Below are 14,368 nucleotides of genomic sequence, written 5' to 3' on the forward strand. Positions count from 1 at the left end.
AGACCGGACGGCCTAGCCGGTGTTTTTCATCCCGGCGGCGATGCCGTGGACGGTCAGGCGGAGGGTGCGGCGCTCGGTCTCTGTTAAGTGTGACTGGGCGAGCAAACGGGTCTGGAGGAGATTCAGCGGGTCGACGTAGGGATTACGGCGCTCGAGATTCTCCTGGAGCCAACCTCGGTTGAGCAGCGTTTGCTGCCCGGATATCTCTTGGAGGAGTGAGACGGATTCTTCGTACTCCTGACGGATGCGCGGGAAGATGCGCTCGCGGACGTCGTCGTCAGCCAGGTTAGCGTACTCGGTCGCGATTTCCATGTCGGACTTGGCCAAGGCCATCCCGGCGTGGTCGATGATCGTCCCGAAGTACGGCCACTCCTCGTACATTTCCTGAAGCGTCTCCATATCGCCGCCGTCGTCGAGGTATCCCTGGATACCCGTGGCAACGGAGTACCAGCCGGGGACGATACAGCGGGCCTGCGTCCAAGAGAACACCCACGGAATGGCTCGCAGGTCTTCGACGGAACGGTCTTCGCTACGGGAGGCCGGCCGCGAACCCATGTTGAGATTCTCGATGACCGTGATCGGGGTCGCCTGCTCGAAGTACTTGACGAACCCGTCGGTCTCTAAGAGGTCGCGATACTCCGTACTGGCGTAGTCAGCTGCCGTCTGGAAGGCGTTAATCCACTCCTCAGGGATGTCCTCGACAGGGTTCTCCATGGCGTTGTGTCGCGCCAGGATCTGCGCGTTGAGCATCTGTTCGAGGTTGCGTTCTGCGACCTCCGGATTACCGTACTTCTCGGCGATGGCCTCGCCCTGCTCGGTGAACTTGATCTGACCGTTGACTGTTTCGTTAGGCAAGGCGAGCATCGCTTCGTGCATCGGCACGCCACCGCGGGAGATCGAGCCACCGCGGCCGTGGAACAGCCGTAGATCGACGTCGAAGTCGTTACAGATGCTGGCCATCCGCTTTTGATTCCGGTACAGCTCCCAGTTGGCGGCCAGGTAGCCGTTCTCCTTCGAGGAGTCCGAATAGCCAAGCAAGATCTCTTGGATGTTATCCCGAGCGTCCAGAGCCTGGCTGTAGGCCTCGTTCTCGAAGAGCGTGCTCAGCATCTCCCGAACACGCGTGAGTGCGTACTCGCTTTCGAACAGCGGGACGATATCAAACCCACAGTAGCCCGGCAGGTCGACGATACCGGCCTGATCGCCCAGGAAGAGGACTTCTAGCGCGTGAGAGGCCTCCTCGAACCAGCTGATCGCATAGGTGTCGATCGCGTCGACACCGTATTCGCGCTGCCAGTCGGCGGCCTCGGAGAACAGCGTCAGGACTTTTTCCGAGTCCTCGGAGAGCCCCTCGATGTCTTCGATATCGATGACCGGATCGTCCTGCAAAATCGCCTCGGTCAGGAACTCGACGCGCTCGTCTTCTGCCATCGACTCGTAGTCGATCCCCTCCCGATCGAGGGTCTCGACGAGCGCGTTCGTGTGTTTCTCGCGGTGATCCCGCAAGTCGAGGCTGGCAAGCGTAAACCCGAAGGTTTCTACTTTCCGGATCAGCGGTTCGACGTGGGCCTCGACGATGTCCTCGGCGTTGTTCGCCCGAAGGCTGTCGGCGATAAGCTCCAGATCGCGGATGAGCTGCCCGTCGGCGTCGTACTCGCCCGATCGAACGTCATCAACCCGGAGCACGCTCTCACGCATCAACTTCAGCTTCTGCCGGTAGGGTTCGTCCGGGTAGCGATCATCGATCTCGTCGGCAACGCCCGGAAGGTGTTCCTTGTGGGTCTCGAGGCTCTCCTCGAAGGCCTCGCTCATCTCTAGATTATCGACGTCCTGACTCAGCACACCGGAGAGACTTTTGAGGTCGTCCCGATACAGATCAAGCACAACACTCCGCTGGCGGTCGAGCGTTTCCTTCGTGACCTCAGGCGTGACGAAGGGGTTCCCGTCACGGTCACTGCCGGCCCACGACCGGAACTCGTACAGTTTCGGCACCTCGACATCACCATCGTAGGTCTCCTCGATGGCATGCTCGAGTTCGTCGTAGACCTCACTGATCACGTCGAAAAGGCTGTTCTCAAGGTACCACTGAATGTTCAGCGTCTCGTCAGTGACGTCGGGACGTCGGTCACGGACTTGGGGCGTCTGCCAGAGACTCGTCACTTCGGCGCTGAGTTCCCGTTTGATTCGTCGCTCTTCCCGATCCGTGAAACTGATCTCATCCAGATCCTGGATTATCTTCCCGACCGACCAAAGCTTGGCTTTGGTCGTCTTGCGCCGCGCTTCGGTCGGATGGGCCGTAAACGTCGGTTCGATGATGACGTCATCGAGAATGTCCTCGACAGTTTCGGGATCGACGTCCTCGGCCGCCAGTTGTTCGACGGCTTTCCCGACCGTGTCCGAGAGTTCACTGTTCTGGACGCCCTCCCTGATCTCGCGGACGCGTTCGCGTTCCTCGGCCAAGTTGACCAGTTCGAAGTAGGTCGTAAACGCTCGGGCAACGACGTCTTGCATCTCCGGAGACAACCGGTCGAGTTCGTCGTGGATCGGCTCACGGGACTCGGCTTTCCCACGCCGATAGCCGATGGCATTGTTCCGGATCGTCTCGACGACATCGAATGCTTCACTCGAGCTTTGACTTTCAATAACGGTTCCCAGGAGTTCCCCCAGTTCGCGGACGTCCTGGTTGAGCTCCCTGGCGTGTAAAGTCATACCACCCTCTGATAGTCCGAAGGGTATAACACTAGCGGAATTGGAAGAACGTACGATAGGCCCTAATTAATAATTTGTGAGACTCCCTTCTTGCGATTTGACGACCAAATTTACCACGATCTATAAGGCTCATATAAAAAGATATATGTTTATAGTGGTGAATATTGCCGCCGTCGCGGGTGTCGATTGACGCCGGGCACGAGACGGATCGCCCGACTAGGTGACCGTCCGGTGGACCCCCTATATCGCGGGATCGACGATTGACAAATGTAAATACAGCAATCGTCGAAGAAATATAGCAGAATCCCGGTACTGCGCCCGAATGGCGGGCAAATATATTAATGATTGTTCGTTTTAAAACCACCTACTTCGTTACATTCGTTTCGATAAAATCGTGAAAAACCAGTTCTCGCCCCCTTAAACACCCCGAATTATGGGGGTAGGGTTTAGTTATTGTTTGTTACATACTATAGTAGTAGGTGGACTCTCTGATGACCGATGACGCAACTGGACGCGACAAAGGGGGTCAGCCAGGAGCCCACCGCGAATTGATGACTAACTTAGGTGATTACGATGGATGAAATACGGATTCACGGACGCGGCGGACAGGGTTCAGTAACGCTGGCACAGCTGCTGGCACAGGCAGCCCACGAAGAAGGTACGTGGGCACAGGCGTTCCCGGCGTTCGGTGTCGAACGCCGTGGAGCGCCCGTCGAGGCGTTCGCCCGCTTTGACGAAGAAAAGATCACGGACCGCAGTCAAGTCGACGAACCGGACTACGTGATCGTCCAGGACACCAGTCTTCTGGAGTATGTCGACGTCACCGAAGGCCTCGCAGATGACGGCTTAGTCTTAGTCAACACCAGCGCGGATCCCGAAGATGTCGACATCGAAACTGACGCCGAGGTCGCGACAGTCGACGCGACGGAAATCGCGCTCGAACACCTCGGCAAGCCGATCATGAACACCGCGTTGCTGGGCGCGTTCGCCGGTGGGACCGGCCTGCTATCCCAGGATAGCCTCGAAGCAGTCATTACGCAGAAATTCGGCGGCGAAATCGGCGAGCAGAACGTCGCCGCGACCAACGACGCCTTCACGGAGGTATCAGCATGAGCCAATCAGACGACCCATACGAGAACCTCACGATTACGACCGGTGCCGTCGTCGAACCGAACACGTCCCGAGTGAACAAAACGGGGTCATGGCGGCAGTTCAAGCCCGTCATCGACATCGATGCCTGTATCGCCTGCGGACAGTGTGATACGTACTGTCCCGACCAGGCGGCAAAGCCGGTCGAGGGCGAGGACTACTACGGATTCGATCTAGATTACTGCAAGGGCTGTGGGATCTGTGAGGAAGTCTGCCCGACTGACGCTATTGAGATGATTCGAGAGGTGAAGTGACATGGCCAAAGCTGAACAGAACCCCTCTGACGAGCAGGAGGTTATGAAGGGGACATCGGCAGTCGCGAAAGGTGTCATGGCCGCAGATCCCGACGTCGTCTCGGCGTATCCGATCACGCCCCAGACCGGGGTTGTCGAGAAGCTCTCGGAACTCGTGGCCGACGGCCAACTCGACAGTGAGTTCATCAAGGTCGACAGCGAATTCAACGCCGCCTCGACGTGTATCGGTGCGTCAGCCGCTGGCGCACGAGCATTCTCCGCGACGTCGAGTCAGGGGTTGAAGCTGATGAGCGAACCCCTATTCACGGCGGCGGGCATGCGCCTGCCGATCGTAATGGCGGTCGCCAACCGGTCGTTGTCGGCTCCGCTCTCGATCTGGGCCGACCACACTGACGCCTTCGCCGAACGGGATGGCGGCATGCTGCAGTTTCACGCCGAGGACGTTCAGGAGGCCATCGACCACGTCCTGATGGGCTTTCGAGTCGCCGAGCAGGTCAACCTGCCCGTACTCTCGAACTTCGACGGCTTCATTCTGACCCACGTTCAAGAACCCGCAGACATCCCTACCGAGGAAGAAGTCAACGAATTCCTCCCGCCGCGTGATCCCGAGTTCACCCTCGATCCGTCGGACCCGAAGACGATGGGTGCCTTCGCCCGGCCGGAACACTGGACTGAGACGCGGTACGCGATCCAGGAAGCGATGATGGAGTCGAAGGACGTCTGGGCCCAGACGGTCCAGGAGTTCAAGGAGGTCTTCGGCCGAGATTACACCGAGTACAACGGGATGCTCGATACCTACCACGGCGATGCTGATTACCGCCTCGTGGCACTGGGCTCTATCTGTGGAACGATCCGTGGCGTCATCGACGAGTACCGCGAGCAGGGCGTCGACGTCGGCCTCGTCCGACCGCGCGTCCACCGGCCGTTCCCGACCGAGGAACTCCGCGAAGCACTGGGTGACGCCGAGGCCGTCGGCGTCCTGACCAAGGAGATGTCCCCCGGCTACGAGAGTGCTCTGGCCGGCGAGATCAAGGGCACGCTGTACCACGCCGAGAACCAGCCGCCGATCAAGAGCTTCGTCATCGGGATGGCTGGCCGGGACGTCAACGCCCCGGAGATCGGGACAATGATCGAGGAGACCATGGAGGCATCGGCCCCGATGACCTTCGAAGAGCAGGAATCGTGGCCGCAACTGCGTGAGAAGCTCCTCAACGGAGGCGATCAGTAATGAGTTCAGACCGACAAGACCAGGACTTCACTGACGAGGTTGAACACGGCGAGGAACTGTGGAACCCCGGCCACCGCGCATGTGCCGGATGTGGTCCCGCCCTGGCGATGAAATACATCACCGAGGCAGCCGGGCCGAACACGATCGTCACGAACGCCACAGGTTGTATGGAAGTCGTCTCGACGCCCTTCCCCGAGAGTTCCTGGGGGACGAGCTACATCCACAACATCTTCGAAAACGCTGCCTCGGTCGCCGCCGGCGTCGAGGCCGCCTACCAGTCGTTCGACCGCCGGGATCCCGATCATCTCGACGTCAGCGACGAGGATGACCTCAACATCATCGCGATCGGTGGTGACGGGGCCACGGCCGACATCGGCTTCCGTGCTCTCTCGGGCATGATGGAACGCGGGCACGACGTTACCTACGTGATGTACGACAACGAGGCGTACATGAACACGGGCGTCCAGCGCTCTAGCCAGACGCCACTGGGCGCGTCGACGACGACGTCGCCCGCAGGCACGGAGAGCATTGGGAACGACACCAACAAGAAAGACATGGCTTCGATCGCGGCCGATCACGGCGTCGAGTACGTTGCAACGGCCTCGATTTCGAACCCCCACGACTTCAAGCAGAAAGTCGAAAAGGCCCTCGAGATCGACGGGCCGAAGTTCCTGCACGTCTACTCGCCGTGCCCGGTCGGTTGGAGCTACGAGTCCTCGAAGACGGTCGAACTCGCCGAGTTAGCCGTCGAAACTGGTCTGTTCCCCGTCTTCGAGATGGAGAACGGCGAGATCACCAGTGTCAACAAGATTAGCGACCGCAAGCCTGTTCGAGAATGGCTCGAAACGCAGGGTCGCTTCAAGCACCTCTTCGACGGCGAAGAGGGCGAGGAAACGATCGAAGCACTCCAAGAGTGGATCGACGGCCGAGCCGAAGACCTCGGACTAGACGCCTGAGCTGACCCCCAATCAGTCGCGTCTATTTTTCCCCTTTCGTCGTCTCCGGTGAGCGTCGCGACTCGCTCGTGGTATCTCGCCAGCCACCACAGCCCCACGGATAGCACTGCCCCACCGGCGAATTGTGCTGTCAGTCATGACGAGCGCTCACCTTCGCTTGAGTGACGGTTGAACATCACAAGTGGATGGCCACCAATATTAGAAAGTGAAACGGTGGTAGAAGGATATATATGCCTCATCTTTTAAGATTCATATATGGTTGATTTGCGCACGCGAAAGATCCGCGCTGTGCTTTCGTTACAGATCCTGCACGTGGTTTGGCAAGCCATGCTTCCCTTCCTTGCCCCGGGGTCGCTGTACCCGTTCCTGGCCGGTGGTGGGTTCGTCCTCGCGGCCGGGGTGCTCGGCTATGGGTACATCACACAGCGGCGACGGATCGAAGCGCTCTCGAGTGCACGCGAAACGTTGCGCTCGCGAGTGACAGACCTCGAGTCCGAGCGGACCACACTCGAAGAAGAGCTCACCGAGGCCCGTGACGAACTCGAATTACAACGATCTCAGCGCGAGGCCAGTTCCCAGTCAGCGCCAGTACCACTGACGCCGGACGGCGGCATCGCCGCCTCCACTGGCAACTCTTTCGAGGAGATCAACGAATACATCGCTCGGAGTGCATCGACACTGGATGCGGCTAGTGAAGGTGACCTCACGGTCCGACTCGACGCCGAGACGCCCATGGACGCACTCAACGAACTTGCAGCCGAGTTCAACGAGATGGCGGCCGCCTTCGAACAGACGATCGACACGGCAGGGGACTTCAGTGGTGACGTCTCGGGATCGAGCGAGCAGGTCACAACGGCGACAGAAGCCGTCCGGGAGGCCAGCGAGAGCATGGCCGACAGCGTCCAGGAACTCGCCGACGCCTTCCACGAGCAACACGGACAGATCAACCAGATCTCCGACGAGATGAGCGAGATGTCCGCGACGATCGAGGAAATCGCAGCATCCTCCGACGAAGTCGCCGAAAAAGCAGATCAGACCGAACAGCGGACTGTCGAAGGGATCGAGGCCGCCCGGGACGTCAGCGACGCAATGGACGAGGTCGACGACCAGACTGAATCCGTCGTCGGCACCGTCGAGACGCTCGACGATCAGATGGGTGAAGTCGGCCAGATCGTCGAGCTGATCGACGACATCGCCGAACAGACGAACATTCTCGCACTGAACGCCTCGATCGAGGCCGCCCATGCCTCCAGCGGCGACAACAACGGATTCACCGTCGTCGCCGACGAGGTCAAAAGCCTCGCCGAGGAGACGAAAGACGCGACCAACGAGATCGAAACCCTCATCAACGACATCCAGGCCCAGACCACCCAGACGGTCGAAGAGATCCAGACGATGCGCGAGACGGTCAGTGAGGGCCAGGACACGATGGACGAGGGCCTCGAAGCGCTGGAATCGGTCCTCGACTACGTTCAGGACACCTCCAGTGGCGTCAAAGAGATTTCGAGTGCTACTGACGACCAGGCATCGTCCTCTGAAGAAGTCGCCAGCATCGCTGACAGCGCGGCCAAAGTCAGTCGCGAAAACATGCAGGAAGCCGAAAACGTCGCGGCCATCGCCGAAGAGCAGACGCTCGCACTCGGCGAAATGTACGTCAACGCGAAGATGCTGACGATGCGAGCCCAGCAGCTCTCGGCCCTATTCGAGCGCTACACGACAGAATAGAGCGAGATCCAACGGGAGCGGCTTCCGGGCAGTCGGACGCGCACTTTTTTGTTCGGATGATTATCGTTTCCTGGTCATTGCCGGGACACTCCCCATAGAATTCGTGCTGTGTTCACTGGCGTCGGAAGTACAGGCACCCATCGCCGTCTTACTCCGTCGGCGACGATTCGGGAGCGGCGCCCTCGACATCGGTCTCGGTGGCTGGCTCAGTGGGACCCATCGACTGGCCGTCCGCCGGGAGATCTCCCTCGGTTGCCAACCGCTCGGCTGCGTTGGCCATCGCTTGGGCAGTCTGGTCGACGTCGTCGAGTACGTCCGTGGCGTGCAGCTCCATCTCGCCACGGGCGCGGATCGTCCCTTCGACAGTGGCGTTCTCGTGGAGGGCGACATCTTCGGCGGCGATATCTCCCCAGACGTGAACGCCGGGACCGATCCGGACCGTCCCGCCGCGGGTTGTCACGTCGCCTTTGATTTCAGTCGCCCGGCCAACGGTCACGTCCTCACGCGCCCGAAGACTGCCAAAGACGGTCGTATCCCGGCCGACGGTAAGCGATTCGGCCCGGAGATTGCCGTGCAACCGGCAGTCGTCGCCGATGAGGGCGGGCGCGGAGACGCGCCAGGCGTCGTCGCTGACATGGGCGTTTCGGGGAATGATGAGCGGGTCGTGCTCGGAGTCAGACCCGACGACCGATTCGAGGGCTTCTTCGGCGGCTTCCTGTTCGCCCATCCGGAGCAGGTGGCTCAGATAGACGAACAGGAACACGATCGTCGGCATCGGATTCCGAATGACGATCCAGCCGTTTGCCTCGAATCCGTCTTCGATCTCGACGTCGTCCCCGATATCCAGATCACCGGCGACTTTCAACTCGCCACCGATGTGGACCCGCTCGCCGAGATAGGCATCCCCGCCGACCAGGACATCTTCCTCGACGTCACACCACACGTCGAGTCGACAGTCGCTCGCCGCCTCGATGTGACCCCCAAACCGGACGCGCTCGCCCGCGACAACTGTGTCGCCGCGAACGCCGAACTCGACCGTACTCTGGCCACCGACGATCACGTCGCCGTCGGTGACGAGATCGTGTTCCTCGACGGTCGTCCCGTCGGGAATGGCGAGTTCGTCCAGCGGCGTCGATCGAAGCACACATCTAAAAGGGAAATCAGACGTCTTAAATCCCAAGCCTGCGTCTGACTGGCGTCTGACGGACAGCGTGGATGAGAGTCGATACGTAGTCCGCGATACTTATATTCGGGAACACGTAGGACCTACCATGACCGCCCTATCCTTCGACGAGCACGGCGTCGACGTCGTCTACGAGGGGACTGACTTTCGCTTAGAGAAGCCGTTGATCGAAGACGCCGTCGGCAAGTCCTATCCGGACGTGACCGATCACGAAGTATTACAGCTCGTCGACCCGGAGCCGTCACTTTCGGGAGAGCCACAGCGTATCGCGGAGATTATCGACTGACCGAGACGACGAAATTCCGCAGCCGTCGTGGACCCAACCACTAAGTAGCAGTTGTGAGTGTCTTGAGACGAATAGATGCCGCTGCTTATCGACGTCAGGAAACTGCGGGTCATCAACCAGTTGATCAAGGCTGGGGCGGAAAACGCGGCAACGTCGCTCGGGTCGCTGGCAGGAGTCGACGCCACCGTCGAGATCAAGAGCCTCTCGTTCGTCGAACCGCCGGATATCGGGGCTCAGATCGGTAGTGAAGAACTCTACAGCGCCAGTATTCGACTCAAAGAACCGCCTTACGGAATCTTTCTGATGACCTTCTACGAGGAGACGGCGTCCGAGATGGCCGAATTGCTGACTGGGACGACTGTTGAGGGCGAGTTCAACCAGTTCCAGCAAAGTGCCCTCCAGGAAGTCTGTAACATCCTTACCTCGGGATTCGTCGACGGGATCGCCAATACGCTGGGGACGACCATCGACATGAGTACGCCGACTCTCAAGGAGGCCTGCGGCGAGGAGATCGCCGAAGAAATGCTCTCACACGTTCGCGTCGACTCGGTTTCGATCGTCCTCGACAGCATCGTCGACGTGACGGACCAGGACGAGGAATTCAAGATCCGCCTGTTCTTGATTCCCGATCCCGGCGCGTTCGTCAACCTGCTCGATCACCTTTCTGTCGGCGAAATAGACGATGACGATACGGAAGCCGATCCAGTGTTTTGAAAGGTCGCGACCTCGATGCCCGCCTATGGCACTGACAGACGCCCTAATCGCCGGATTACACATGACCTTCGCTGCATTGTGGACAGGGAGTGTGTTGTTCGTCACCGTCGCCGTCGTGCCGACCGCACTGGACGGCCGCATCGATAGCGAACCGCTCGCGGCTATCGCCGGTCGATTCAAACTGATCACGCGAGCGAGTGTGCTCGTGACGCTGCTGACAGGTGCCCACCAGGCGGCGACAGGCTACACCGTCGACGGGCTGTTGTCCACGCCACAGGGGCACCTGGTCGTGTCAATGGTCGTGCTGTGGCTGGTCCTGGCTGGCCTCTCTGAGGTGGGGGCGGCACGGTTGACCGACGGAACCCAGCGACAGAAAGTTCGGACCCCGGCCGCCAACGCGCGACCGTTCTTCCTCGCTGGGTCACTCGTCGCCTTGCTCCTTTTGCTCAACGCCGGCGCACTGGGCACGCCGCTGTGACGCCGTTGGAAAACGTCTAAATTCGAGAAGAAAACAGACGACAGCGACCTCAGATATCCTCGGTCGGAGCCCCCGGTGCGTTGGTTTTCACGCTCTCGATGGCGTCCCAGGTACCCGATCGGTCCGCATACCCTTCGCCGCTGTCGGCGATGATGTTCCCGTTACGGTGGCGGAGTCGCCAGCGCCACTCGCCACCCGCGTCTTCGTAGACTTCGAACGCGGCGGGGGTGACGTCGAGGACATCCGCGTCTGGGGCGTAGTTTTCGACGCGTTCGACGGCATTCTTCGCCTCACCTCGGTCGGTGTATCCCTCGCCGCTGTCGGCGACGATGCGATCGTTCGTCGACTGGAGGCGCCAACGATACTCCCCGGCATTGTCCTCGAAGACCTCGAACGCGAGGGTGTCTAGATCATCTTGTATGCGATCGACCGCCCGACGAGCGTCGTGGTACCGTGAGTACCCCTCGCCACCGTCGGCGAGGATGTTTCCATTCCGGTGGACTAGCCGCCAGCGCCATTCGCTGGCGGCGTCCTGATAGATCTCGAATGCCGTCGGATCGAATCGGAGATACTGGGCCGGCCCAACGTACTCCGTGACGCTGTCGATCGCCCGGGTAAGGTTCGACCGTGAGTCATAACCCTCGCCGCCGTCGGCGAGAATGTGCCCGTTGTCGTGGCGGAGGCGCCAGCGATACTCGCCAGCGTTGTCCTCGTATGCCTCGAACGTGGCCTGACTCTCGCGGTCTTCGACGGGTTCGAACGGCTCGTCTTCCGGCGGAAGTTCCGCTTCCTCGGCAATGAGCGTGACAGCCGCGCCATGTGCGTCCCGACGAATGCTAGCGATGCCATTTTGGGCATTGTGTTTTTGGGTATATCCCTCGCCCGACGTTGCTGTAATGTTCCCGTTGCGATGGCGTAGCCGCCAGCGCCACTCGCCGCCCGCATCCGCATAGAGTTCGAATCGGGCTTGACTCTCCCGTAGCGTTCGGAGTTGTCCGGCCAGATCCGCTTCGTCAGCAGTGGTGTCCGAAAGCTCCGCACGGAGTGTGTCCAGTTCCCGAGCGAGGTCCGCCTCGTCGGCTTTGGCGTCCGCAATGGCCGCCCGCAAGTCGCCAATAACCGATGCCAAATCGGTCTCGTCGGCGATCGTATCGGCGAGTTGGTCCTGAAGCTTCGAGACTTCTTCCTCAGCACGCGTGGTGAGTAGCGGCGCAAAGACACCTCCGAACGTCATCAAGAGCAACCCGAGCGCATAGACGACGATAATCGGACTCGACTGTGGTCGCCAGTTGTCCGGATACGCGACGAGAAACCAAATGATCCCCGCGATGGTCGCCAGCACGCCGACAAACACCAACAGGGAACTATACTCCCGGAGTGGCAACCGGATTATCGATCCGGCGAGCAGCAACGACAGCCCCAGCGCGGCAGTGACGACCGCCCAGCCGCGGATTGCACTGGCTGGTTCGCTCGGGATCAATAACAGAATGCCCAGGATGCCAAGCAACGTCCCGAGGACGAATATCCAGTATCCCATCACTTCGTCCTCAGTGGATGGGTCGCCGATCCGCTCGCGGTACCACGTGACGAGCAAGTCGTTCGCCGATGAATCAGTTGCCATAGTATGTACGTTCACTTATACAGACAGACAATACTTATAGATTGGTGCAGATATGTTCGAAAATCCACTCCACGGTCATAAGATCGGCCAAGAGACAGTATTGCCAATATGTATGACAACGCGCTATTACATAGACAAGTTACTCCATTGAGGCGTACGATCATCAGACAGTCCCGATCACGGCATCACCCGTTCCCAGAACGTCAGCGGTCGAAATCAGTCGTCTTCGAAGAGATCCGTCGAGAGATAGCGCTCGCCAGTGTCCGGGAGGACCGTCGCGACGACCGCGTCGTCGGGGTATCCCTCAGCCACACGCTTTGCAGCGTGGGCGGCCGCGCCGGAAGAGATCCCAACCGCGAGTCCTTCCTCACTGGCGAGTCGACGTGCCTCAGCGAGTGAATCCTCGCGTTCGACAGTGACGACCTCGTCGAGGAGTTCGGTCCGGAGGATTTCGGGGACGAATCCGGCCCCGATTCCCTGGATTCCGTGACTCCCCGGCTCGCCACCGGAGAGTACAGCCGAATCGGCCGGTTCGATCCCGACGATGTCCACGTCGGCCTCGACGTCCTCGGTGAGGTACTCAGCGACGCCCGTGATCGTCCCGCCCGTGCCGATCCCGGCGACGAAGGCGTCGAGCCTGCCATCTGTGTCGGCCCACAGTTCCGGACCCGTCGTCTCGCGATGTGCGCCCGGATTGGCCGGGTTCTCGAACTGCTGAGGGATGAACGTGTCCCCGTATTCCGCGGCAAGTTCCTCGGCCCGCTCGATAGCACCGTTCATCCCACCGTCGGCGTCGGTGAGTTCGAGCTCCGCTCCGAGGCCGGCGAGCAGTTGCCGGCGCTCCTCACTCATCGATTCCGGCATGGCGAGTACGAGATCGTATCCTTTGGCCGCACAGACACTGGCGAGTCCGATTCCAGTGTTTCCACTGGTCGGTTCGATGACGACCGTGTCGTCAGTGATCTCGCCCGCGTCCTCGGCGGCTTCGATCATCGACCGACCGATCCGATCTTTGACTGAATACGGATTGAACGATTCAACTTTGGCGAGAACTGTGGTCCCGGAGCCGTCGTCGAGGCGAAGCAACGGCGTCTCGCCTATCAATGCAGTGACGTCGTCTACGACGTTCATCGTAGTCGTTAGTTTTGCAGATCCGTATTTAAGGTCAGCCGAAACTCCCAGCAGGCGGGAATCCACGTCGCGAAAACAGTACCACGCGAAGCAATGAGACACGTCGAACCAGCGTCGGGAGTTACAGTTCGGCGACCAGTTCGTCCATCAACTTCGACTGGGCGGCCGCGAGATGCTCGGTGAACGTCGAGGAATCGATCCCCAGTTCGTCAGCGACGTCGGTCGCGTTTGCCTCGCGGGGATACGAGAAGTAGCCCATCCGGTAGGCCGTTTCGAGGACTTCTTGCTGGCGGTCAGTCAACCGGTTGCGGTTGATCGGCACGACGTCAGCACTGCCTTCCTCGTCGCTTTCGACCTGCAGAAGATACCGAATCCGGACTGAGCCGTATCGTTCCCGGAGATCAGTCACCAGATCACGGAGATCCTGGATCTCTGTGAGATGTAGCGAGAGGATAAGCGAACCATCCTGGGCACGGATCTCCGAAATGGGGTGGTTACTCTCCTCGACGAACTCACAGACACAATCGAGTGGCTCGTGACTGAACCGATAGACGCTGGCCGATCGGTACTCGAACAGTTGCGAGAGGCGATCGTCAGAGAGTCCCATCTCGCCGCTCGCGGTAAACTCCTCGGTAATTGCGTCCCCGTCTTGCCCCGCCCGTGAAACCGACGTGAGAGGTCCCTCCGCTCGCTCGGAGAATTCAGCGACCGGACAGGTCTCTGGTGAGAGGACCTCAACTTCGGCGCGCATTCCCGGCATCAGTACTTCTAGATCTGTTCGGACAGGACATAACCGAACGGGTCATTCCCATCGACTGAAAACGGTGTCAGAGGCCCGTAAAGAGGCAATATCGACCGATTGTCTGTGTCGGCCCGCTTCGCGACCGGGAGTTCGAGATGGCGATCGACCGGACAAATGGAAAAGAACTTGCCA

General features: G+C 59.9%; 13 protein-coding genes. 8 read left to right on the forward strand and 5 right to left on the reverse strand.

What is annotated here, in order from left to right:
* Positions 1-12: 12 nt before the first annotated feature.
* Positions 13-2,709, reverse strand: coding sequence for a phosphoenolpyruvate carboxylase (ppc, locus tag HZR20_RS01040; protein WP_181684739.1), 2,697 nt, complete (start codon positions 2,707-2,709; stop codon positions 13-15).
* A 573-nt stretch (positions 2,710-3,282) separates the two neighbouring features.
* On the opposite strand from ppc, the gene HZR20_RS01045 reads away from it, so the two are divergent.
* The 5 genes from HZR20_RS01045 to HZR20_RS01065 all read left to right on the forward strand — a co-directional run bounded on the left by HZR20_RS01045 (position 3,283) and on the right by HZR20_RS01065 (position 8,021).
* The gene (locus tag HZR20_RS01045) at positions 3,283-3,822 is read left to right on the forward strand and encodes a pyruvate ferredoxin oxidoreductase subunit gamma (protein WP_181684740.1); all 540 of its coding nucleotides are present in this window, start codon (positions 3,283-3,285) and stop codon (positions 3,820-3,822) included.
* Positions 3,819-4,112, forward strand: a complete 294-nt coding sequence (locus tag HZR20_RS01050; protein WP_181684741.1) for a 4Fe-4S binding protein — start codon at positions 3,819-3,821, stop codon at positions 4,110-4,112. Before HZR20_RS01045 ends, HZR20_RS01050 begins: the two co-directional genes overlap by 4 nt.
* Position 4,113: 1 nt before the next feature.
* Positions 4,114-5,340, forward strand: coding sequence for a pyruvate ferredoxin oxidoreductase (locus HZR20_RS01055; protein WP_181684742.1), 1,227 nt, complete (start codon positions 4,114-4,116; stop codon positions 5,338-5,340).
* Positions 5,340-6,296, forward strand: a complete 957-nt coding sequence (locus HZR20_RS01060) for a thiamine pyrophosphate-dependent enzyme (RefSeq protein ID WP_181684743.1) — start codon at positions 5,340-5,342, stop codon at positions 6,294-6,296. The genes HZR20_RS01055 and HZR20_RS01060 overlap by 1 nt, the downstream gene beginning before the upstream one ends.
* Before the next feature lie 255 nt (positions 6,297-6,551).
* Positions 6,552-8,021 (forward strand): methyl-accepting chemotaxis protein, encoded by a 1,470-nt coding sequence (locus HZR20_RS01065; protein ID WP_181684744.1) that lies wholly within the window; start codon positions 6,552-6,554, stop codon positions 8,019-8,021.
* Between the two features lie 148 nt (positions 8,022-8,169).
* Here the strand turns inward: HZR20_RS01065 and HZR20_RS01070 are convergent, their stop codons facing one another.
* Complete coding sequence (locus tag HZR20_RS01070; protein ID WP_181684745.1) at positions 8,170-9,165, reverse strand: polymer-forming cytoskeletal protein; 996 nt, start codon at positions 9,163-9,165, stop codon at positions 8,170-8,172.
* A 127-nt stretch (positions 9,166-9,292) separates the two neighbouring features.
* On the opposite strand from HZR20_RS01070, the gene HZR20_RS01075 reads away from it, so the two are divergent.
* The 3 genes from HZR20_RS01075 to HZR20_RS01085 all read left to right on the forward strand — a co-directional run bounded on the left by HZR20_RS01075 (position 9,293) and on the right by HZR20_RS01085 (position 10,682).
* Complete coding sequence (locus tag HZR20_RS01075) at positions 9,293-9,490, forward strand: DUF5800 family protein (protein WP_181684746.1); 198 nt, start codon at positions 9,293-9,295, stop codon at positions 9,488-9,490.
* A 75-nt stretch (positions 9,491-9,565) separates the two neighbouring features.
* A complete protein-coding gene (locus HZR20_RS01080) occupies positions 9,566-10,204 on the forward strand; it encodes a chemotaxis protein CheC (protein ID WP_181684747.1) in 639 nt (212 codons plus the stop codon).
* 25 nt (positions 10,205-10,229) lie between these two features.
* A complete protein-coding gene (locus HZR20_RS01085; RefSeq protein WP_181684748.1) occupies positions 10,230-10,682 on the forward strand; it encodes a CopD family protein in 453 nt (150 codons plus the stop codon).
* A 49-nt stretch (positions 10,683-10,731) separates the two neighbouring features.
* On the opposite strand, the gene HZR20_RS01090 is transcribed toward HZR20_RS01085, so the two are convergent.
* The 3 genes from HZR20_RS01090 to HZR20_RS01100 form a co-directional block, all read right to left on the reverse strand.
* Entirely contained in the window at positions 10,732-12,303 is a 1,572-nt protein-coding gene (locus tag HZR20_RS01090) for a DUF1508 domain-containing protein (RefSeq protein WP_181684749.1), read from the reverse strand.
* Positions 12,304-12,519: 216 nt separating this feature from the next.
* The gene (gene cysK, locus HZR20_RS01095; RefSeq protein ID WP_181684750.1) at positions 12,520-13,434 is read right to left on the reverse strand and encodes a cysteine synthase A; all 915 of its coding nucleotides are present in this window, start codon (positions 13,432-13,434) and stop codon (positions 12,520-12,522) included.
* A gap of 121 nt (positions 13,435-13,555) precedes the next feature.
* Positions 13,556-14,194 carry a helix-turn-helix domain-containing protein gene (locus tag HZR20_RS01100; RefSeq protein WP_181684751.1) on the reverse strand — a complete coding sequence of 213 codons (639 nt, stop codon included), beginning with the start codon at positions 14,192-14,194 and terminating at the stop codon, positions 13,556-13,558.
* Positions 14,195-14,368 lie beyond the last annotated feature (174 nt).

Origin of the sequence: Halorhabdus salina (assembly GCF_013839425.1) — an archaeon.
GTDB lineage: Archaea > Halobacteriota > Halobacteria > Halobacteriales > Haloarculaceae > Halorhabdus > Halorhabdus salina.

Bases quoted from the DNA above. Each gene is read 5' to 3' on its own strand.
- ppc (WP_181684739.1), bottom strand. From the start codon at position 2,709: ATGACTTTACACGCCAGGGAGCTCAACCAGGACGTCCGCGAACTGGGG.
- HZR20_RS01045 (WP_181684740.1), top strand. From the start codon at position 3,283: ATGGATGAAATACGGATTCACGGACGCGGCGGACAGGGTTCAGTAACG.
- HZR20_RS01050 (WP_181684741.1), top strand. From the start codon at position 3,819: ATGAGCCAATCAGACGACCCATACGAGAACCTCACGATTACGACCGGT.
- HZR20_RS01055 (WP_181684742.1), top strand. From the start codon at position 4,114: ATGGCCAAAGCTGAACAGAACCCCTCTGACGAGCAGGAGGTTATGAAG.
- HZR20_RS01060 (WP_181684743.1), top strand. From the start codon at position 5,340: ATGAGTTCAGACCGACAAGACCAGGACTTCACTGACGAGGTTGAACAC.
- HZR20_RS01065 (WP_181684744.1), top strand. From the start codon at position 6,552: ATGGTTGATTTGCGCACGCGAAAGATCCGCGCTGTGCTTTCGTTACAG.
- HZR20_RS01075 (WP_181684746.1), top strand. From the start codon at position 9,293: ATGACCGCCCTATCCTTCGACGAGCACGGCGTCGACGTCGTCTACGAG.
- HZR20_RS01080 (WP_181684747.1), top strand. From the start codon at position 9,566: ATGCCGCTGCTTATCGACGTCAGGAAACTGCGGGTCATCAACCAGTTG.
- HZR20_RS01085 (WP_181684748.1), top strand. From the start codon at position 10,230: ATGGCACTGACAGACGCCCTAATCGCCGGATTACACATGACCTTCGCT.
- HZR20_RS01090 (WP_181684749.1), bottom strand. From the start codon at position 12,303: ATGGCAACTGATTCATCGGCGAACGACTTGCTCGTCACGTGGTACCGC.
- cysK (WP_181684750.1), bottom strand. From the start codon at position 13,434: ATGAACGTCGTAGACGACGTCACTGCATTGATAGGCGAGACGCCGTTG.
- HZR20_RS01100 (WP_181684751.1), bottom strand. From the start codon at position 14,194: ATGCCGGGAATGCGCGCCGAAGTTGAGGTCCTCTCACCAGAGACCTGT.